This window comes from Bartonella sp. AD24XZML (assembly GCF_042196485.1).
Lineage (GTDB): Bacteria > Pseudomonadota > Alphaproteobacteria > Rhizobiales > Rhizobiaceae > Bartonella.
This window is the reverse complement of record NZ_JBHIQH010000022.1, coordinates 1-19,601: the sequence shown is the minus strand read 5'-3', so window position 1 is coordinate 19,601 and position 19,601 is coordinate 1. Positions and strand designations below refer to the sequence as shown.

Below are 19,601 nucleotides of genomic sequence, written 5' to 3'. Positions count from 1 at the left end.
TCTGCCTATCGAAATATCGTTAAAGTGTGGATTTTTAGCTTTCACTTCAAGCTCCCCTGCCGGTTGCGAGCGCCCTCGCATGAGTATTCCGGGAGTCTGAAAGTACTGAGTTCGAATCAGCTTTTTTTGCTTTTAGTGCTCATCGCACCTGGACATGGCAAAAACTCCCGGAATTCCGGGATACCTACAAAAGTAGGTTCATTTTATGATCGAACTTTAGGGCTTTCAGACCCTACTGATCGCTGCGTAGACGACCAAAGTCATCCTTTAAGGTATAAAGTAATTTCAGGAAATTAGCAATAAAATTTAAAAACAGTCTTTATTTTATGAGCTCCACCCCCGCCTCTCAAACTTTTATGCCCGCTCGTAAAAACTCCAAAACCATGAGATAAACCCCACGTTCATTGAGAAGATTAACAAACCTTGTTTCTTGAGATTAAGCCCTCCGAAGAGAGAGAGATTAAAGAACACCTCAAAGGGATTTACACGGTTAATCGTTGGATTTTTGCACCACAACGGACTAATTTTTCTTCTAATCTCTCAAATCCACGATCAAGATGATAAACACGATTGACGATTGTTTCCCCCTTTGCCGCCAATGCCGCAATCACAAGAGAAACAGAAGCACGCAAATCCGTCGCCATGACAGGAGCCCCTTGCAAATTCTCTGTTCCATAGACAGTAGCCGTCTGCCCATCAAGCTTTATCTGTGCCCCTAAGCGATTGAGTTCTTGAACATGCATAAAACGATTTTCGAAAACCGTCTCTGTAATATGCGCGATTCCTTCAGCCCGTGTCATGAGCGCCATGAATTGCGCTTGGAGATCGGTTGGAAAAGCAGGATAAGGTCCTGTTTTAATATCAATGGGCATAATTTTGGTGTTCTTTGGATTTCGCTTAATATGAATTCCTTGAGGTTCTATTTGAATCTCGAGTCCTGTTTTTTGGAGCACCTTAAGCACTTTTGTGAGATGATTAGGATTTGCATTTTTAAGAAAGACATCTCCTCCCGTCATAGCAACAGCCATTGCATATGTTCCCGCTTCGATTCGATCAGCAATAACGCGTACTCTAGCACCGTTGAGTTTTTTTACCCCTTCAATTGTAAGCGTTGTTGTTCCTTCACCGGTTATTTGAGCCCCCATAGCATTCAGGGTTCGAATAAGGTTTGTCACTTCTGGCTCACAAGCCGCATTCTCAAGAGTGGTTGTTCCCTTTGCCATTGTCGCCGCCATCAGCAGCACATGGGTTCCACCAACAGTGACTTTAGGGAAACGATAGTGAGCACCTTTTAACCCCTTTAGCGCTTTTGCATGAACATATCCATTTTCGATAGTAATCTGTGCGCCTAAAGTTTTAAGTCCCTCAAGGATAAAATCGACAGGTCTTGTTCCAATAGCGCATCCTCCAGGAAGCGAAACATAAGCCTCTGCGCATCGTGCAAGCAGAGGTCCGATAACCCAAAAGCTTGCACGCATTTTTTTCACCAGTTCGTATGGTGCCCGTGTTGTAGCTATTTTTTGCGCCGTAAAATGAATTGTTCTTGAATTCACGCATTCATCGTTAAACTCTTGTCCATCAACGGCATATCCAACACCATGATTATTGAGAATACGAATAAGCAATTCAACATCGGCCAGATGCGGAATATTTTCTAAAGTGAGCGTTTCTTCTGTTAAAAGCGCCGCAATCATAAGAGGCAATGCAGCATTTTTTGCCCCAGAAATAGGAATTGTTCCTTTAAGTTTTTCTCCCCCAACAATTTGAATAGAATCCATCGTGTTTTCCCTCTTTTCCTTTGTGCCTGCCCTTCCAAAGGATTGTCCCCCTTCGGGAAGTTATGCTTTATTAATCGTTTTAGAACGCATTCTAACTATGAGAACAAATTATTGAGAAGTTTGGTTGCAAAAATTTACTAAAAAACATTTTTTTGCATTTTAGAGCTCTGGTTGTGCTCTTTTTCGGCTTTGCTCTTTTCGACGTTTCAGGTTTTGACGCAATTGTTGTGCCAATCTTTCTTGACGTCGTTTTGCTTTTTCATCTTGATGATTAATTTCATTTTGTTTTTGATGCATTTGTGTCATTGCGCAACCTTTTAAACAGTGTTGAGCTTCTATCCAAGCAACTCATAACCTTAAATATTTAAGCATATAAGAAACATATGTCATGACATAAGATACGTTTTCTTGCAAGAATATACAAATGTTCTCTTGCCTATTTTCTGACAATATGGCACAAGACAGCGCAAAGATTGAAAAGGGCTGCGGTAGCTCAGTGGTAGAGCACTCCCTTGGTAAGGGAGAGGTCGAGAGTTCAATCCTCTCTCGCAGCACCATTTTATTCTTCTTTTGCCTCTCTCTTCTTGCCCTTATAAGTCTTCCCTATAAGTCTAAATCTTTTCCCCCAACCTTCATCGGCTTCATCAAATCCTCCATCCTTTAAACCATGCGCTTCAATAGCCTCAAAATCAATGGACTCAATAACACGCTTAATCTCTAAAATGCTTTACGAACGGCTTTTGAAATTGACCGCCCCCAAAGAATAGTCCCCCTCCTATTGGCTTCCCCTTTTTTCCTTGCCCCTCCCCCTTTCCTCTTTCCTTGCCTCTCCCCTCTTTCCTTGCCTCTCCCTCTCTTTCATTTCTGTAAGATTGCCCCCCTTTACTCCTTCTCTTTGCCAAGCCTCACTGTTGCAACAGCTCTTGGCACTTGAGACGATATAAGCATTTTTATTTTTTCAATATTTTATTTCTTGAATATTTTTCCCCACAAGCTCACCCTGTTTGTAATATGCAAACAAACGATTTTACTTGATTCAATATAAGAGCGTTTGAATAAGAGAACTAAGAACATCTCACACTATTTCGGGCTCTCATTGAAATTCAAATTGAATCTCAATAATGAATTATTATAAACTCATTGTTTGAATACATCCCGTTGATACCTTTAGCCGCCTCCAAACCCATAATCTTATCTTTCCAGCCTCTCTATCCACCTCAAGCAACACAAGCATTCCCTCTAAAAATTAGAATAAGCTTCATCGATCCTATTCGTCATTTACAACAGATCTAACAGAGCCATTTCCAGAACCTCCTCTCAACTCAATTCCTTCCCCATTCTCCCCACCCCTTACCAAAAGCAAAAACCAAACAGTGATAAAGCCCCCCTCAATAAAGCTTTCACTAAGCCACCCCACGCTCCCATATGCCAAACATCCTCATATACTAGGCACCCCATATGCCAGAAAATTGAGAGCCCGCCGTTTCAAAGAAGATCCCTCATTGCCAATTTTATACACTATGATTTTCTACGTGCTCTAAGCCATCCCTCTTTCAACACGCATCTTTTTTATACGAATACTTTAATTGATACGGATAGCGTTATTCCTCTTGCATAAGAGCCCCAAGAGCGAAAAGTTCTCTCTCTCTGTTCTATTAAAATCAATCACCCCTCTTCGCTTACACTTCACAAGCAGAAAGATCCGTATGGCGAGAAACTTTCCAAGAAAAGCATATCTCTTCGTAAGAAGCCTCCCGATAAACGAGATTATGAATCGTCTCAAGAGCTACAGCCCATGCCGCAATTTTGGCAACAGGCCCCCAATAGTACCAACTTACTTTTTCATAAAGTAAAGATAGGGTGCGCAATGTTTATAATCTCTAGGGGATATAATCTACGGACTTTATAATCTACGGGGCTTGACCATTATACCCCTCACAATATTATTCACAGGCGCCAGTATGAAATTTACGAACGCCAGGCATGAAATGGGTGTGAAATGAGCTTAGAGCGAGATATCTTTATTAAAACAAGTGCGTGAATGTACAACAACAAGTATATTTCATTTGGAGTATTTTGGATATTGCCTACTCTCCCCACCTTAGGACAACCATTTTGGCTACAGATCCCCTTATATTTTCTGCTGTCATACCTCCTCCAATAAGCTAAAACCCCACATATGTGGGGTTTTAGCCAGTACCACACCTTTATTTAGACACATTATGATCATTATAACCATTTTTATTAAATACGTTTTTACGTATATTTTCAACACAAAAATAACACATATTGATTTATTTAACAGAAATCAATTAAATATTCATGATAATCATTAAAAGTTAAAATGATGAAATTATTATTCAGAACGTACGTCATAATATTTATAACGTTTTTTTCTGTATTCATATTATTGGGTTGTACTCAAGTAAGCGACCTTGCTGAATACGATAAGCTTTACCAAAAATATGTCCATGAAAATTACACTCATTTAGAATATTCTCAGAAATTAGAAAAAGCAAAAAAAGAGGTAGAATATTTAAAAGCATATATGGAAAAAACTGTAAGTATACCCCATGACAAAAGTCAATTTTGGAAGTATTTAATCACATTGCCCCGTAATCCTCCAGAATTCAATATTTTAAGACATTATCACATATTGCTTGTTTTTTGTGGACGCTTTTTTGATTTATGGCAAGGTGATAAAACGATGCCCACACTTACATTTAACGACTTACCAACAAGACTGAAGGCTTTTAAAGCTAACGGGATGAAATACAGGAAAGATTGGGATTATATAGAAAATATTTTCCTCAAAGCAAAGTTTGAAACAAACTTTGATGATCCAATGTTTGCGTACGCAGAAAAATTTTTGGATTCTCCTAATGGCATTAGTCGAAAAGAACAAACTCTTCAGACAGAGCAGCTCATAATAGGCAATGAACTCACTCGTTTTAGAAACACAGCAACAATGTGCGTTATGGCTAGAGAGGTATACCTTGCAATGATGCCCATAGAAGATGTAAAACCACCCATAAGATATAGCGCTTTTGAAAGATGGAAGCAGTATCTAAAAAATCTTTAAACGGACAATAAAACGCCTTTCAAATACTTCTAAAGAACCATTAAGCCCCCCCCTCACAATGACTATAACCAAGCACTAAGAGGGTATAAAAAACAATGTTAATTAAACAGTCTTTATTGAGAAGCGTCTTAATTATCGCTCTTTTAACAACGCATCTTTTTTATTCTTCAAAGGGATATACTCATTCGAATGAAGTATTCTCTTCAAAAGAGATTACAGAAAGAGAGAGATTTTTCCGCATTTTCCTTGTTAATGGAAGTCGCTGGTGGGAAGAAAAATTCTACCAAATTCTCTGGATAGAAAAAACATTTTTTTGGAAAACAAGCAGCAGTTATCGCAACTGCTCTATGAAAAACATGTCAATGTAATAAAAAAATGGCAGAATATAATCAAAAAACGACATCATGTATTTAATACTCTGTGCACCCTTATAGAATTAGAAATAGACGCAATGCGACATGTGAATGAAGCAAAACACTCTCATGAGCATACACATCTCTCAAACCTTATGAAACACATAGAGACATATCAAGAGCGTATAGCTAAAAACAAGAAAGAACTTGAGAAACTTGATCATGAAATTGAGATCTTATACAAAGTTATCATAGAGTATACAAAATTACCATAAACTTTGATCTATTCATTCCATAACTTTATGAAAATTTCTTCTCAAAGGGTATGCTGCATTTTTAAGCGTTTTGAACTGTATCTCCTCTCATTTAGAGACAATAGCCCCAAGTACAGCCATACCACTCAATACAATTTTCACCATATTTATAACATAAAAATAACACATGTCGATACATTCAAAAGAGATCAATTAAACGATCTTATAAAATAAGAGCAATACACAAAGTGGCTGTATTTAATGATAGTAAATGAAGACGATTATTATGGAATTCTTGGTGTAAGCTACGCATGCAACGATAAACAGATAAAATCTGTTTTTCGTAAATTAGCTCTGCAATACCACCCTGATCATAATTCTAGTACCGAAGCAGAACAAAAATTCAGAAAAATTTGTGAAGCCTATGAAGTTCTTAAAGATCCTCAAAAGAGAGCTGCTTACAATCAGTTCTATCATAAAACTTTTAAAGATAATGACAAGGCTTCTGAAATTAGTAGAAACCAAGAGAACAGACGACAAGATAATACCGAGCATGTAATTGGTAGTATCATGAATGTAATTTTCATTATTTGTGGAATAATACCTATAATGTGTTATATAATCTCGTTTTTTACGTGGAATATACCACTAGGAATAATAAGTATAGGGTTATTAATTTTCATCAGTATAAAAGGATATTTGGTAAATATTGGTGCATTTATCTTCGGGATCATACTAATATCATTTATCAAATTTATATGGAGAAGTATCTATTGATCAGTGCTTTTGAAGAGCTTTAAGAGCGACCCACAGTGAATTCACAAAATGTGGTCATTTTTGATTTTCTATAACAAGGTAGTGTAGAAAAACATAAAGATTATAATATCTCTATCCGTTCTTTCCCTATTCTCCCGTTTTCCCTACTCTTCTATTTTCTTCCACAATCCGCCCCCCAACCTTTCCCCAACGAGCCTACTTGACTCCACACAGGCTTTTTCTCATGTCCCTACATCCTTTTTCCCATATTGGCTAAAAAACGCCCCTCAAACGACTCTTTCCCAAAAAACAAAAGCACCACAAGAACCATTTCCTCTCCAATGAAAAAGCACTTGTCCGGCAACTTAGCCATCATGGGGCCTTTCATCGCGCCCCCAAACACGGCACAACACAAAAGCGGCCAGAACCGCACCCCACATCCCCTATCTCACTTCCCTAACATCTTCCCCCAAAGTACTTCCTTATCTCTCTTATTTTTCACTTGACTGCCCCTCTGAAACACCTTTTTCCATTTTCCCAAGCAATAGCTGTCACGCGAAGTCTCTCTCCCTTCAAACCCACCTGCTTTTCCGCTTACTTCTTGCCTTATGACTAAAGCTTGCCTCTCCTCAACGCTACACAAGATCCCTTCCCACCCCGTCTCATTCTCGTTTTCCCCTCCAGCATACGTCTTGTCTTCATTCCAAGCACCCTTTCTTTCCCCTCCTTCAAAGCAATTTCTGTTCTTATATGAAAACCTGTCCCAACAGATTTAATTTGCTGTACCATCTTCTCCAACGCCTCATTAAAACGGTTAATTTCATTTTCAAGTTTGCAAATATACGCTTCATCACGATAAGCCCGTTTAATCAAAGGGGGCATATCCGGCCAATAGAGCATTAAATCCACCCATTCGCGTTGAGAAATCCATAATCCCCCTTGACATTGTGCTTTATGTTCTGCTGGAAAGCTCTTTTGCATGAAATGAGGGATTAAAATTTCAGGTTTTTTTGTTTTAATTTCTAATAAGCCATTTTTTCCCACAAAAGCATCGGGGGAAAATCCTTGTCCGCGATCATCTGCCAAAACAAAGCCAATACATTCAGGTTCTGTATGTGTCAGTTTTCCATAAAGCTGTCGTGCGACTGGTTCTAATTCAGTCCCGCGTCGCTGAGAAAGCGTTGTTCCTTCATCAACAGTTTTTCCTGTAATTCTTTCTCCCGCCAATTTCATCATCACACTCTGATAGCGCGACGTTTTTTGCCCCTGTTTTTTTTGCGCCATAACCATCTCAAACAAAGAAGCCGTAATCAAACCATTACGCACTTTCTGCCATTCTTCTGTTCCTTGAATACAATCGATAATGATTGGCATAGTATTTTTCCCCTTCATCTTTAAGGTGTTTTGTAATATATCCTCTTTAAAGCATTCACCTTTTTTTAAGCTGTTTCCCTCACACGGACTAAAGACAACAACATCCTTCAATATTGTGCCCTAAAAAAACAAAAAAACTGCTGCCCCCTCTCAACATTCCCCCCGCAGGTTTCTCAATCCCCCCAAAGAAACCCAGCCGACACCTTTTCCCCTCGCAAAGCACCAGCAATTTCTCATTCATAAGCTCTTTTCTTCACCCCCCTCTGTCTCATATCGGCTAAAAAATTTCCCGCAAAGCTCCCCCCCCCCAGGAACGAAAGCATAACGCACACCATTGTCACCACAATGAAAAAGCACTTGGGTCCATCATTGCGGTGCTCCCCCAGCACTCAACACAAAAGTTTCCCAAAGCCCCCACGTGTCCCAATACGTCTAAACAAGCTTTAACGACCTCCCCCGTCAAACACCTCCTTCCATTTTCCAGCATGCTTTAGGTATCATTCCAAGCTCCCTACTTGCGTGCCGCAAAAATACAAAAACCGGCTCTTTCCCCCTTGAACGTGCCTTTTTATAGGTTGGAACCTGTCTGTACTGCTGCTTTTCTTCCCCCTAAGCCTTCATTTTTGTTCTCCAGTATGCTTTCCGTATCGCTTCACCCCCACTGGATAACCCGCTGCCCCTTCATTGCCTTATCCCCCACACAAGCGCCCACAATTCCTCATATATAGGCTCTTTTCTTCATGCCCCCCTTTCCCATATCGGCTAAGAAAATCCCCGCGCAAAGCTCTCCCCCCCCAAAGCGGCTCCCCTAAGCTTCCCTCCAAGAACGAAAGCATAACGTGCACCATTGTCACCGCAATGAAAAAGCACTTTGGCCCATCATTGCGGCTTCTTTTTCAACCCTGCTACTGCACGACGGAAAAATCATGGCGGCAATATTCTTCCTCCAATTTTTTTGCCATAGACAGAGCCACTTCTTGCGATATAAAAAGTATAGCGTTGTGTTTTTGTGGTTCGAGTCTGATTAAATTTCGCATATTTCCAGCATAATAAAGTGGAATCCCTTGATACGAAGTCTTGAGATAACTTGGCATGTTTACCACCAATAATCTGTCAAGACATCACATGGGCGTAAACGATGCTGTTTTTCATAAGAGCCATAGAGATTATCTTCATAATCGCAAACCGCTCTTTCATTCAAACAAGCATGATAAGCTTCACTATTCAAAATGAAGGGCTGCAATTGTGTATTTTCTTCATTCATTTCATGATTTTCGACATAAAAATCAGCGATTTGTTCCGTAATATCTTCAGCATGAGAAGTTGTCAGATCGAGTCGTAAAACTCTATAAACAGTTTCACATTCTTCAATCAGTTCGAGCACTTCTTCGATTTCGTCGATTGTTCCTTCATAAGTACAAGGATTTTCCTCTTCGCATAAAACGATAATGATTTCATCCTCTTTAACGAATGGAATATTTTTCATGATTTCCCCCTTTAGATAGTTGATAAAGCATAGCCTTGTCTTGACAAGACTAAATATAGCGTTAGTCTTATCTCCTCTATAGGAGAGATGTCAACCATTTTATCCTTCATAAAAGATATATTTTAAATATCTACGGGGTTCAAATGACATATGTAAAGAAAAATCTATTATTCTTTGTTCCTCTCATGCCCCTTTGTTGTTCTCTATTTGTTCTTACAAAATTGCAATTATAAACACACAGGAGAGATAAAATGAGTGACATAATATTAATAAAACACTGGAGTCGCCTTGATTCAAAAGCACAGAAGGAAGTTATTTTGAAGCTTCGTCAATTGGTCGCCGCAAAAGAGTCAAAATCGCCCGTCTCTCTTGCGGAGAGAGTTTCGAAATAAGCTCTATAAATTCTTTATCTTCAGGGCTAGCCCCTTTCCCGTAAAGAATATAATTCATACTGATATTAATTTCGTGACAAATTCGCGAGAGAGATTCGATTGTTGGTTCTTTTCCTTCAGAAAGAATAGAATGAAGGTACCCCGCGCCTTTACCGGCAGCGAGGGAGATAGATCTTTTTGACCGCCCACTTTTTTCCAAAGCGATTCTTAATCTTTGACGCCAACCATCGATATTCATAATTTCACCATATAGCGCGTCTTTTTAAAAAAACACGTCCTTTTTATAAAACGGGCTTGCATTATCCTCTAAAAAGGATAAAATTAAGGAAACAAATTTTACTTTTTAGGGGGATTTTTTTTTATTTTTAGATCATAAAAACACTTTAACCACCCTACCGGATATAAAAGACCACCTCCAAAGCTTCTGCCCAAAAGCAAGTACGTTGAGAATGTGTGGTATTCTTTATTTTTTCCATCACCGCAATCTTAAATCGTAAGTTTGCATGCGCTTCAAGCACAGCCAATCATTTATAAGCATCGTAAAGAAGCCTCTAATCATCATCGAACAGAGCCAAAAGCAACACAAGTTAAATCCTTATTTGAGCTTTTATCATCAATAAAAATGTATAAAAAAGAAGAAAGTAGATTGCAGTATGAAACACGCTAATCAACAAGAAACTCCTCATTATGAATCGTCTAGGCTTCCATATGTTTGTTGGTATCAAAATGACTTTCTAGGAGGTGTACGTGGGATGCGCGCACACGAAATTGGAATCTATACGATTCTTCTCAATGAAATGTATGCCCGTGGCCGACCTTTAGAAATATCGAAAGAACGTTTAGCGCGTCTTTGTGGTTGTGACAAGCGAACTTTTGTTAATGTTTTAGAGATGCTCATCCAAGAGGGTAAGATTTTAAATTTAGCCAATGGATTATGGAACAAGCGTTGCGAAAATGTTTTTCAAGAGCGTGAAAAATTGCTTGAACAAAAATCCTTTGCGGGTCGTTCTTCGGCAAAAAAACGCAAGAAAATCAATGCAGAGATGCAACAACTGCTTAACGAAAGTACAAAAGATGTTGCACAAAGCTCAAAAGCTCAAAAGGCAGAAGAAAAGGAAACACCTTACGGTGTTTTAGAAAAGAAAATTTTGTTTGATGAGATAGAACCTTGTTTTTCCTGCGAAGAGAGTTTTGAACAAAGCGATCATCCATCACCCTTATCGGCTCTTGATTCACCTCTCCCTTCTCCTCCACAAGAAGAAGCGGAGCAAAAAAACGCCTCCCCTTTAAACGCTCGCCAAGCCGAGTTCACTCCCGCCCCTATCGCGCAAATTGTCACGGGGGAAAAAACAAAATCCGCCACCACTCTTCCCCCCAGCAATCTTCCTGCCTCCGTCCCTCCTTCTTCCAACAAAAAAACCACAACCTCAGTTGCCAAAGGGCATCGTCTTCCTGAGCATTGGCAAGCAGACATCAAGGCGGCAGTTTCAGAAGGCTTGAGTGAAAGCCAAGCCCATTGGCAAGAAAAGAAGTTTCGCGACTATTGGCAAGCCAAGGGCGGCAAAGAAGCACTCAAAGTAGACTGGCAAGCCACATGGCGCAACTGGTTTCGCCGTGAGATCGAACGGCAAGAACAGCAAAAACAGGGAGGATCCTCATCTTTTACCTCTGAGAACAACGACACGCTTTACCGCAGTTTGATCAACTATAGCGACAATTTTTGACATCACAAAAACAATGTATTTTTCAAGCACGGGCGGGGATAAAAATGTTTCAAAACCACAACAGCATCGGACAAAATAACACAGAACAAAACAAAGTGCGGCAAAACAACAATGAAATAAGCTCTTCGCACAGCAAAACGAGACAACATCACCCATTTTGCTCTCATCACAAAAGCGTTTTCCCCACGCAAGTCCCCCCACAGGCTCCCCAACATACACCCCCCCCACACCACACCCCAACAGAACTCCAGCATGCACCACCCCCTCACAGGCATATCCACACCCACCTTCTTGCATCATTCCTCCTTTCCACCTTCCTCCTTTTCCCAAGGCGCCACTTCCCATGCTCTTGGCAAACAAACATCAATAGAGCCATTTCAGAAGGCTTGAGTGAGAGCAAGCCCTTTAGCAAGAAAAGAGCGGCAAAGAAGCTCTCAAAGTAGACTGGCAAGCCCCATAGCACTACGGGACTTTACGATCAGATCAAACGGTGAGAACAGCAAAAACAGAGTCCTCACTTCTCACATCTTGAGAAAAACGACAATAATATCACGAATGACCATGAGCACAATTTTTGAAATCAAACAAAAACTTATCTCACAAGCAGATAGAATAGCAGAAATGCTTCTTCCCCAAGGGCACAAACGAGGCAACAATTGGATTGTAGGCAACACACGTGGTGAAGCTGGTCAAAGTTTATCGATTTGCTTGAGTGGTAGTAAAGCAGGACTTTGGTATGATTTTGCAGAAGGCACTGGAGGAGATCTTTTAGACCTTTGGTGTGAAGTCAAAGGCATTAGCCTTTCTCAAGCCTTAGAAGAAGCACGCGCGACTCTCAATCTGACACGCCCCAAACCCTTTATGGCGCCCCATCGTTCCTATCGCCGTCCACCGGTTCCTACAGGGCAGAACCCGCAGAATCTTGTAAAAACCTATCTCCACGAAGAACGCCGCATTCCTCTAGAAATTATAAAGCGTTACCGCATAGGAGAAGATGGTGAAAAAATCATTTTTCCCTTTTATAAACCCGACGGCACCCTTGCTTTAGTCAAAGAACGGCTCGCACAAGCAGGAGCAAAAACCAAACCAACAGCCTCCCAATGTGAACCGATTTTATTTGGTTGGCAAGCCCTTTACCCCACAAACCACCCCTCCACACACACGCCCCAACAAGCAACCCAGCAGGCACCTCAGCAAGCATTCCAACACACACCTCAGCAGCAGGGACCCTCAACCAACCCCGCCTCTACACAGGCACCCCAAAACACCGCCACAACCAACCCCGCCTCCACACACACACACCAACAGGCACCCACGCATGCGCCCCAACAGGCGCCATTTCCCATTTTTTCTTCAACAAACCGTACCATTGTTATCACTGAAGGAGAAATTGATGCACTTTCCTTAGCCGCCTATGGATATCCGGCGGTCTCTGTCCCCTTTGGAGGAGGCAGTGGAGGCAAACACAACTGGATTGAAAATGAATTTGATCATTTAGAATCTTTTGAAACGATTTTTTTAGCCACCGATATGGACAAGCCCGGAGAAGAAGCAGCCCGTGAGATTGCCAGCAGGCTTGGACGCCACCGTTGCTACCGTGTCCGTTTACCCCTTAAAGATGCCAATGACTGTTTAACCGCAGGGATTGATAAAGCCACCATAAAAGCCGCCTTTTCCTCAGCACAAAGCTTTGCACCAGAAGGTTTACGGCGCGCCTCAGACTATAAAGATCAAGTGATTGGGCTTTTTTGGCCAGAGCCTGAAAAACATCTTGGTTATACGGTTCCCTATCCTAAACTGAAGGACAAATTGCATTTCCGCCCAGCAGAATTAACGCTCTGGAGTGGTGCGAGTGGTGCAGGTAAAAGCCAATTATTATCAGACTGTATTCCCCATTGGATTGCACAAAAGAGTCGCCTTTGCTTAGCGTCTCTAGAAATGAAAGGAGAACAATCACTTCGCCGTTTAACCAAACAAACGGGCGGCTTAGAACAGCCTACAAAAGAGACAATTGAACGGATTCTTCATTTTTTAGACGATGGGCTTATTCTTTATGAGCATGTTGGCAAATCGAGCGTAGATACCTTGCTTGAAGTCTTTGACTATTGTCGTGCGCGCTATGGCTGCGATCAATTTATCATCGACAGTTTGATGCGGCTTGGCATTGCCTCTGATGATTATGCAAGACAAGAACAAGCCGTTTATAAAATGGTTGATTGGGCTGTTTTAAACAATGTACATATTCACCTTGTAGCCCATGCCCGCAAAGGCGGTCTGGATAAAGATATCCCCAGCACAGAAGACATTAAAGGCGCCTCAGAAATTGGTGCCAATGCCTTTAACATTATCACCATTTGGCGCAATCGGTCGTTGGAAGATAAAATCTTTGCCGCTTCTCTCACACAAGAAAAAGCAGATTTAGCCAAACGCCCTGGCGTCATTATGAATATTGCCAAACAACGTTCCGGTGATTTTGAAGGCAAAATAGGGCTTTGGTTTGATCCCCAAACCTACCGCTATCGCTGTTCTTTTGAACAATCATTCCCTCGACGTTATCTGTAATACCCCATAAACCCCACTCTCTTTAAAAACGCCTCCGCCTTCAAACGCGCACGCCTTGCTCCCACAGAAACAACAAGAAGGATCAATCCACAAATGATGAAAAACACCAATCCTTCGCGAACCAAAGCCAGCTCAACCTAGATTCTCTGCTCCCAAAGGCAAACAAAAAAGGTCGCTCCAACAACGGCGCAAAACACCACCCCCTTCAATAACCACAAACAACGCGTCACCACCCCATCTCGCCGCCCCCTCATATGCAAAATCAAAAACCACTCCAACAGTGCAGCAAACACGATCCCCATCAAGGACAGGAGTCCCCATGGTATGTCCATACTCTCCATCCCCTCAAGAGCTAAAAAAAGAACGACTCCTAAAATGCAATAAAACAGCACTTCCTTCAAAAAGAGGGAAACACCAAAAATACAATAAAACGCCGCCCGCCACCACGGAATATCGAAGCGCTTGGAAACTTTATAAGTACCAATAACGACAACAATAAAAAGGTAGGAAAACACCAACAACAGCAAAAAAACAAATCGTTCGACATCAAATACCCCTCACAGCAAGCCCATTAAAGATCACACCCATAAGACAAAAAAACACCCCCTACTTTAAGAACCAAGCCCATAGAACACGCGCACGCCTTACACCCTGATAAATCAAAGGAAAAAGAAATCCAACAATAAAGGAAAACATCCCATCATTCGAGAACCAAAGCCAGCTCAACCCTAGATTCTCTGCTCCCAGACGGGTAAAAAAAAGGATTAGTGCCAAAATGCAGCAAAACAGCACAAAATTCAAAGCACGCAACAACCTCTGTAACACCGTATCACCTTGCTCGCGTATAAAGAACCCCAAGAGCACTTTCAACAATACAGTCAAGAGCAATCCCTTTAAGAATACCGCCCTTATGCTATCCATATCCCTGACGCCCACAGCAGCAAACCACAGGATAAAGCCCATCATGCAACAAAATATGACCGCCTTTAAGAACATTTGCCCCGCAACAGGCATACTCTTGACGCCCAGATGCACCAAACCAAGGACAGTTGCAAAAATGCAAGAAAACACCGCCCCCTTCAAGAGCAACTCCCCGTCAACAGTGCGCCTGCCCACGCCCACATAAATAAAACCAAGGTAGGTGGCAACAACGCCATAAAGCACCACCCATCTCCAAAACATCCACTCTGTAACAGAGCGACGCTTCACTCCCTTATAAATAAAAATCAAGGACAGAGCAAAAAAGCAGAAAAATCCCAACAACAGCCAAAACATTACATCGTTCGACATCAAATACCCCTCACAGAAAGAACATCAAAGACCACGCCCGTGGGAAAGAAAAATGCTCATTCTTTTTAAGCACCATCCCAACAGTACACGCACACAACGTACCCCCTCCAAAACAAAAAAAGGAACAAGTCCAATAGTGCCCAGAAACACCTCATTGTTCGAGATCACAAACCAGTGCCCCCCCATATGCTTGGCTCCGTTATACGCCAATCCAACAACAGCTCCAACAACGCCACCCAACACCAGAAACTTCAATAAAAATACCCCACGCGATATCCATTTACCCCGCACCCTCATAAGCAAAACCAAGGACAGCTCCAGCAATGCAACAAACACCGCTCCTATCACTAAAAATTCCCACGATATATCAAAACGCTTCACTCCCTTATAAGCAAAGCCAAGAACCACTACAGCAATGGTGCAAAACACCACAGCCTTGAAAAACACGCCCCACGATACAGTTCTACTGTTTGCTCCCACAACAATAAAACAAAAGTACAGCTCCAGCAATGCAAGAAAGCTCCACCCCCTGCCAAAACACCTCCCATGTAATAACCGGTCGCCCCGCATCTTCATAAGCAAAACCAAGGACCATGCCAACAACGCAGCAAAACGCCAGCCCCTTCAAAAACATGTCCCGCGCAACCACCATACGCCCCGCTCTTTCATAAGCAAAAATTAGAGATCATGCCAAAAATGCAGCAAAAGATCAATCCTTTTCAAAGAATGAAATCCTAAACCAAAACGCCTTGCCCCTCTATAAATAAGAGCAAGGACAAGACCAAAGACAACGCCAAAAAGAATGTTAAACACCCACCTGTTCGAGAACCACACCTGAGCCAAACCCAAATGCTCAGCTTGCGCATAAACAAAATCAATGACAGCAGCCAAAATGAAGCTCAACAACACCATCTTGAGGAACAAACCCTTCGTTACACCACGCTGCTGCATTACTTCATAACCCAACATAAGGAAAATACCGGGAATGCCATAAAACGCCACAGCTTGTAAAAATACGCCCCACGTCATCCCAAGGGCCTTCATTTCCACATAAACAGCCACAGAGACATAGGCCACAATACAGCTAAACACCAATCCCTTCAGAGACAAAAGCCCGCGCGCCATCACTCACCTCCCTCATCAAGTCACTCAAGAAAAATATCCACAATGCGACAAACCCCCTATCTTTTCAAGGCTCTAAAGCCAAATCATAACAAGATGCTTTACACCTCTATAAACCAGCCCAATGACAAGACCCAAAAGGACATCAAAACTCCACGGGATTGAGAACCAAAGCCAGCGCCACCCCATGCGTTCAGCAACCGTATAAACAACATGAGATCCCCGCCAATAAAGTCCCCAAACCCCCATCCTCTTAAAAAAATTTATGCCTTTCATGATCCCTCAAATACCTCTTATCCCACATAAATAGAAATAAAGCCCCCAAGAGGCAGAAAAACATCAACCATGGCAAAAAAACAAAACCCTGCGACATCAATTCCCCCCCCCACAGCAATAAAATCAGAAAGAATGCCCATCATGCAACAAAACGCCCATTCTTTAAAGAAGCAGAACCACAAAGACAACAACCACAATGCAGAAAAATACCGCGCAACATCATGCCACTCCCCCATCAAGTCATTCAAGGAAAATCCACCATGCGACAAAACACCCCTCTTTTCAAGAGCCAAATCCATGGGGCTCCCACACACAAGCGCAACAGTCCAAGTCACCCCCAAGAGCGCATACCCACACGGCACACTCCAACACATGTCTTCCTCTCACCCCCCTCTTTTGCCTAGAGCAAGCAACATTTTTTAAAAACGAGAAGCAAAATTAAAATTTTTTAAGGAGATGCTATGACCCATAAGCAGAAAAAAAATACGCAAACCTGCCCGCTTGAACATCAAGATCAAGGAAAGCACATTGGTCATTTAAAGACGCAAGAAATCCCTGTTGAAACAAGTAATCCTTATTTTAAACCCAATCATCGAGAAAGTTCTAGCAATCCGCGCACCATCAATGCCATTGCCAATGCACAAAGCCATCCCATTGCCCTTTTATATGCGAAAGGACATCTCAGCAAAGCCCAATATAAAGCAGCAGAACGTTTTTATTTTTACTGGCGTCAAAGCCAAGCCGATCTCCACATGAGCCTTGACTACACCCGTGAAAAGGTTTCCTGTAGCCAAGGGTACATACACCCCATTGAACGTCAAATAGAAGCATCCAATCATTTAAGAACAATCAAAGTTCAACTGGGTATTCTTGGCTATTCACTGCTTGAACGCGTTATCGGCTATGGACAAGCGATAAAAGAATTAAGTTCTTCAAAACGCAAACAAAACTCTCTTGCCGATCATTTACGAGATTGTTTAGACTTGCTCGCATTTCATTGGGGATATGCAAACCATAAACATTTTGAATAATCCCCCTCCTCGCCATTTTAAGCGGCCTCCCATGTTGCCCCCGCCCCCTCTGCCCTTTCCCCACACACGGGCTCAAGCATTGAGCAGCTCTCGCCCCCATTTTCATTACCTTGCCCCCCACACCCAAAAGGACAATACTTCACCCCCCACACACATACTTAAGATACACCCCACACTCTTAAAAACAAAAATCCTTCCCCCATATCAATCCTATAATCATGGGGGCTCTTAATTCGTTTTTTGTTGAAGAATATTCTCAAGATGCTTGCATGCATCATAATATTTTTAAATATAGTTTAATTAATATCGAATCTTAAAATAAATATTCAATTGAAAAAAGTATTAAGTTTTAATGCAAAATGACAAAATTTTTTGTAAAAAGTATTTTTTATATTGCTATTTTTTCAATTCTCTGCTAATTATAATGTGGTAGGTTCTTTAAGTATGATTTTTTTGTATTTAGTACGGCCTTTTAAATTTATTCTTTTTTGACACGTCCTGCGAGTTAATGTTAAAATTCTCCTACTTTTTGGTCCTCTGATTGCGACGGAGGACTTTTTTTATGACTGTACTTTTTTATAACTGTATTGTCTTCAATCACTTCCTTATGAGCTTTGTGATATTCCTCCATAAGGTCTACCCGCAAAATAGATCATTCTTTTGTCAAATTGACTTGCGTTCCATTCTCAAAGAACAAAGATTCTTAACTCAATCTGATTTACAAACAGCTTGGATACACTTCCCTCTTGGCTTCCATTCAGGATTTTCCGCTAAACACAAGGCGCAACAGAAGCTTGCTCTGTCTCAAAGATTCACCACGCCCTAAAAAACACTTAAAACATATCCAAGGAAGCTTGCTTCATATCACCAAACCTCAAATGACCGTGTTTTACGGCATAACAGAATGACTTAACTATTGGATAACTTTCTTTATCGCCCCCCAACAGGTTGATGTATCACGACAACATATTGATTTATAATCATCATATCCCGTTATTCATATAAAATTAAGAGACGCAGATATCATAGGGATTCTCTCATTTTAAATTTATTTCATGTTGCATCAATCAACACCTTGTCTTTTCTACATTACAAACATGAGAGACATATGAAATAACGCACTTCAAAGATAAAGAATCAAAATGCCTCTTATGAACACGCTCAAGAGCCAAAGGCTGTCATCATATGAAGCGCGAATAGCATGATAATGTGCTGACTTTCCCCTTATGAGATTTTAAAGAAGGACTTATCCACTTCACAAGAGATTTCTCCATTATCAGATTTACCAATATCCCCAATCACCAATATAATTGCGATGATAAGATAATGTTTTTAAACAAGTAGGTAAATGTGCAACACAAATATATTCCATTTAGAACATTCTGTTTTATGTGAGTCGCGTAAACTCCCATTAAAAACAAAATCCCTATGAGAAAAAATCTAAAGCGTGAGAATAAAAACATGAGACAAGTGTGATCCCATTCAGCTATTGCTCTTTAACCGTCAAACCAAATAAAAATAGATCCGGAAAATATGTTAATCTTCCTACCTTAAGAGATAAACTAAGAATATAAACAACATCTCTCCTAACATTCCCCTTTTTCTAGCATCGCGTAAGAATCAAAAGTTATACAGCTTATTTTGTCATATTATAAAGCACTGTTTTTTAAAGGCGGTGTTAAAGCAGTTAAAACAATTGAAGTGTTTAGCCAACGCCATCGCCATTAGCAAAGCTAAAAAAACAAACTGTTGAAAAGCCGTGCATATCTTGTGTAAACACAAAAAAAACAAGAAAAAGGCGCAAAAATATCTCAATTTTTATAAAAATACTCAGCGTCTTTTACGATTGTATTGACGAACAACCCTTATCACATAATCATCTTAAATATTGAGAATAAAGAATGAATAGCCCTCGCAAATACAGCAACCTATCAATATAAAATATAAAAACAAATCTTTTGGTTATCTCTGTTTCTTATGGAATATGCCTTTCCCTATGGATGCACTTTAGCCTCCAAAGAGTGCATTCAATCCATGGAAAGGATGCACTCCAGCCCTCAAAAGAGTGCATCCTTCCCCTCAACGGATACCGCCAAACCCTCAATAAAGGCAGTATCCAAT

General features: G+C 41.0%; 22 protein-coding genes, 1 tRNA gene and 1 pseudogene. 7 read left to right on the top strand and 17 right to left on the bottom strand.

Annotation, left to right across the window (positions count from 1 at the left end):
- Positions 1-482: 482 nt before the first annotated feature.
- Positions 483-1,778: a UDP-N-acetylglucosamine 1-carboxyvinyltransferase gene (gene murA / locus ACFIMX_RS02430; protein WP_375693970.1), complete on the bottom strand. Its 1,296-nt coding sequence runs from the start codon at positions 1,776-1,778 to the stop codon at positions 483-485.
- Between the two features lie 159 nt (positions 1,779-1,937).
- Entirely contained in the window at positions 1,938-2,084 is a 147-nt protein-coding gene (locus tag ACFIMX_RS02425; protein WP_375617967.1) for a hypothetical protein, read from the bottom strand.
- Between the two features lie 176 nt (positions 2,085-2,260).
- On the opposite strand from ACFIMX_RS02425, the gene ACFIMX_RS02420 reads away from it, so the two are divergent.
- Positions 2,261-2,335, top strand: a tRNA-Thr gene (locus tag ACFIMX_RS02420).
- Positions 2,336-3,045: 710 nt separating this feature from the next.
- Here the strand turns inward: ACFIMX_RS02420 and ACFIMX_RS02415 are convergent.
- Complete coding sequence (locus tag ACFIMX_RS02415) at positions 3,046-3,210, bottom strand: hypothetical protein (protein ID WP_375693969.1); 165 nt, start codon at positions 3,208-3,210, stop codon at positions 3,046-3,048.
- A 247-nt stretch (positions 3,211-3,457) separates the two neighbouring features.
- Positions 3,458-3,646: a hypothetical protein gene (locus tag ACFIMX_RS02410; RefSeq protein WP_375640061.1), complete on the bottom strand. Its 189-nt coding sequence runs from the start codon at positions 3,644-3,646 to the stop codon at positions 3,458-3,460.
- A gap of 476 nt (positions 3,647-4,122) precedes the next feature.
- On the opposite strand from ACFIMX_RS02410, the gene ACFIMX_RS02405 reads away from it, so the two are divergent.
- The 3 genes and pseudogenes from ACFIMX_RS02405 to ACFIMX_RS02395 form a co-directional block, all read left to right on the top strand.
- Entirely contained in the window at positions 4,123-4,860 is a 738-nt protein-coding gene (locus ACFIMX_RS02405) for a hypothetical protein (RefSeq protein WP_375693968.1), read from the top strand.
- Between the two features lie 265 nt (positions 4,861-5,125).
- Entirely contained in the window at positions 5,126-5,488 is a 363-nt protein-coding gene (locus tag ACFIMX_RS02400; RefSeq protein WP_375693967.1) for a hypothetical protein, read from the top strand.
- A gap of 240 nt (positions 5,489-5,728) precedes the next feature.
- A pseudogene (locus ACFIMX_RS02395) lies at positions 5,729-5,968 on the top strand (DnaJ domain-containing protein); the annotation flags it as partial.
- Between the two features lie 505 nt (positions 5,969-6,473).
- On the opposite strand, the gene ACFIMX_RS02390 reads toward ACFIMX_RS02395, so the two are convergent.
- The 5 genes from ACFIMX_RS02390 to ACFIMX_RS02370 form a co-directional block, all read right to left on the bottom strand.
- Positions 6,474-6,611: a hypothetical protein gene (locus ACFIMX_RS02390; RefSeq protein WP_375633335.1), complete on the bottom strand. Its 138-nt coding sequence runs from the start codon at positions 6,609-6,611 to the stop codon at positions 6,474-6,476.
- 224 nt (positions 6,612-6,835) lie between these two features.
- Complete coding sequence (locus tag ACFIMX_RS02385) at positions 6,836-7,597, bottom strand: YqaJ viral recombinase family protein (protein WP_375640062.1); 762 nt, start codon at positions 7,595-7,597, stop codon at positions 6,836-6,838.
- Between the two features lie 905 nt (positions 7,598-8,502).
- Complete coding sequence (locus ACFIMX_RS02380; protein ID WP_375634524.1) at positions 8,503-8,691, bottom strand: hypothetical protein; 189 nt, start codon at positions 8,689-8,691, stop codon at positions 8,503-8,505.
- A gap of 2 nt (positions 8,692-8,693) precedes the next feature.
- Complete coding sequence (locus tag ACFIMX_RS02375; protein ID WP_375693966.1) at positions 8,694-9,083, bottom strand: hypothetical protein; 390 nt, start codon at positions 9,081-9,083, stop codon at positions 8,694-8,696.
- Between the two features lie 312 nt (positions 9,084-9,395).
- On the bottom strand, positions 9,396-9,713 hold the full coding sequence (locus ACFIMX_RS02370; RefSeq protein WP_375640063.1) for an XRE family transcriptional regulator: 318 nt from the start codon (positions 9,711-9,713) through the stop codon (positions 9,396-9,398).
- Between the two features lie 415 nt (positions 9,714-10,128).
- Between ACFIMX_RS02370 and ACFIMX_RS02365 the strand changes: the two genes are divergently transcribed.
- Positions 10,129-11,199: a YdaU family protein gene (locus ACFIMX_RS02365; protein ID WP_375640065.1), complete on the top strand. Its 1,071-nt coding sequence runs from the start codon at positions 10,129-10,131 to the stop codon at positions 11,197-11,199.
- On the opposite strand, the gene ACFIMX_RS02360 is transcribed toward ACFIMX_RS02365, so the two are convergent.
- The gene (locus tag ACFIMX_RS02360; protein WP_375693965.1) at positions 11,131-11,559 is read right to left on the bottom strand and encodes a hypothetical protein; all 429 of its coding nucleotides are present in this window, start codon (positions 11,557-11,559) and stop codon (positions 11,131-11,133) included. The genes ACFIMX_RS02365 and ACFIMX_RS02360 overlap by 69 nt on opposite strands.
- Positions 11,560-11,760: 201 nt before the next feature.
- Here ACFIMX_RS02360 and ACFIMX_RS02355 point away from each other — a divergent pair, with 201 nt between their 5' ends.
- Entirely contained in the window at positions 11,761-13,761 is a 2,001-nt protein-coding gene (locus ACFIMX_RS02355; protein WP_375693964.1) for a toprim domain-containing protein, read from the top strand.
- Positions 13,762-13,893: 132 nt separating this feature from the next.
- Here the strand turns inward: ACFIMX_RS02355 and ACFIMX_RS02350 are convergent, their stop codons facing one another.
- The 7 genes from ACFIMX_RS02350 to ACFIMX_RS02320 form a co-directional block, all read right to left on the bottom strand.
- Complete coding sequence (locus ACFIMX_RS02350) at positions 13,894-14,082, bottom strand: hypothetical protein (protein WP_375640067.1); 189 nt, start codon at positions 14,080-14,082, stop codon at positions 13,894-13,896.
- 285 nt (positions 14,083-14,367) lie between these two features.
- A complete protein-coding gene (locus tag ACFIMX_RS02345) occupies positions 14,368-15,051 on the bottom strand; it encodes a hypothetical protein (protein ID WP_375693963.1) in 684 nt (227 codons plus the stop codon).
- A gap of 24 nt (positions 15,052-15,075) precedes the next feature.
- Complete coding sequence (locus tag ACFIMX_RS02340) at positions 15,076-15,483, bottom strand: hypothetical protein (protein ID WP_375693962.1); 408 nt, start codon at positions 15,481-15,483, stop codon at positions 15,076-15,078.
- 31 nt (positions 15,484-15,514) lie between these two features.
- The gene (locus tag ACFIMX_RS02335; protein ID WP_375617951.1) at positions 15,515-15,703 is read right to left on the bottom strand and encodes a hypothetical protein; all 189 of its coding nucleotides are present in this window, start codon (positions 15,701-15,703) and stop codon (positions 15,515-15,517) included.
- Positions 15,704-15,729: 26 nt separating this feature from the next.
- Positions 15,730-16,176 carry a hypothetical protein gene (locus ACFIMX_RS02330; RefSeq protein WP_375693961.1) on the bottom strand — a complete coding sequence of 149 codons (447 nt, stop codon included), beginning with the start codon at positions 16,174-16,176 and terminating at the stop codon, positions 15,730-15,732.
- A gap of 72 nt (positions 16,177-16,248) precedes the next feature.
- Positions 16,249-16,449, bottom strand: coding sequence for a hypothetical protein (locus ACFIMX_RS02325; RefSeq protein ID WP_375617949.1), 201 nt, complete (start codon positions 16,447-16,449; stop codon positions 16,249-16,251).
- 17 nt (positions 16,450-16,466) lie between these two features.
- Entirely contained in the window at positions 16,467-16,823 is a 357-nt protein-coding gene (locus ACFIMX_RS02320) for a hypothetical protein (RefSeq protein WP_375693960.1), read from the bottom strand.
- A gap of 87 nt (positions 16,824-16,910) precedes the next feature.
- On the opposite strand from ACFIMX_RS02320, the gene ACFIMX_RS02315 reads away from it, so the two are divergent.
- Positions 16,911-17,480: a hypothetical protein gene (locus ACFIMX_RS02315; RefSeq protein ID WP_375693959.1), complete on the top strand. Its 570-nt coding sequence runs from the start codon at positions 16,911-16,913 to the stop codon at positions 17,478-17,480.
- Positions 17,481-19,601 lie beyond the last annotated feature (2,121 nt).